This window comes from Nocardioides sp. CPCC 206348, assembly GCF_048654705.1.
In the GTDB taxonomy this organism is placed as follows: Bacteria; Actinomycetota; Actinomycetes; order Propionibacteriales; family Nocardioidaceae; genus Nocardioides.
In genome coordinates, this window is record NZ_JBMCZA010000007.1 from 7,480 (window position 1) to 8,526 (window position 1,047).

At 70.1% G+C, this 1,047-nt stretch carries 2 protein-coding genes; both read left to right on the top strand.

Annotated features, from left to right (window positions below):
• The coding region (locus ACOADB_RS00250) for a DUF305 domain-containing protein (protein ID WP_378595912.1) at positions 1-677 on the top strand (677 nt) is incomplete at its 5' end.
• Between the two features lie 84 nt (positions 678-761).
• A complete protein-coding gene (locus tag ACOADB_RS00255; RefSeq protein WP_378595913.1) occupies positions 762-1,046 on the top strand; it encodes a hypothetical protein in 285 nt (94 codons plus the stop codon).
• Position 1,047 lies beyond the last annotated feature (1 nt).

The following is a 1,047-nucleotide window of genomic DNA, read 5'->3' on the forward strand; positions in this document are numbered from 1 at the left end:
GGTGGATGTCCTGGCGGACGTCGTTGTGCGCTGTCCTCGTCGCCCCCGTGGCGGCGCTCTCCCTCAGCGGCTGTCTGGAGAAGGAGAACGACGCGGAGCCGGGCGCCTCGTCGTCACCCCGGGTCGTGCAGCCCGGCGGACCGGGGGACGACGAGACCACCGTCGATCCCGGCCAGGTGGTGAAGCAGTCCGACGTCGCCCATGACGACATCGCCTTCATGCAGATGATGATTCCCCACCATGCGCAGGCACTGACCATGTCGAAGCTGGCCCGCACCCGGGCGGAGTCGCCCGCGGTGAAGTCCATCGCGCGCCGGATCCTGGCCGCGCAGCGCCCCGAGATCCTGACCATGGCCGCGTGGCTCGAGAACAAGGGCGTCGCCGTACCGTCGGCCAAGGACGACCCGGCCGACTTCGACCACGGCGAGCACGGCCACGACACGATGCACGGGATGCTCACCGACGCCCAGCTGAAGGCCCTGAGGAACGCGGACGGCGCGGAGTTCGACAGGCTCTTCCTCGAGGGCATGATCCAGCACCACGAAGGTGCGATCACGATGGCCGATGCCGTCGCGACCGGAGGCACCGACGTCCAGGTCACCGAGATCGCCAGCGAGATCGTGATCGGCCAGGGCGCCGAGATCGACCGGATGAAGGCCCTGCTCGCCGAGCTCTGACCGCCGCTGCCCGGGGCCCGGCTGACGCCGGATTCCGGGAACGGCATTGCGCCCGAGGTCGCTTCTCGGGTTAGCGTGGAGCACATGACTCGGGATCATGAACATGCTGGCGCCCACACAGCGGCGGGCCCGGGCACGCAGGCCCACCGCCCGCCGGCCGTCTACTCCATCCGGCAGCTCGTCGCCTACCAGCGGCTGATCGAGCGTCGTGAACGCGTCGATCCGGCCGTGGCCGTCGCGGAGTACGCCCGCGCGAATCCGGGCATCGACCTCGACGCCCGCAGCACCTTCGCGGAGTGGAAGCGCAGCAGTCCCCTCGACGACACCGCCGAACGGCCGGGCGGGTTCTTCAGCCAGCACCGTCGCTGAG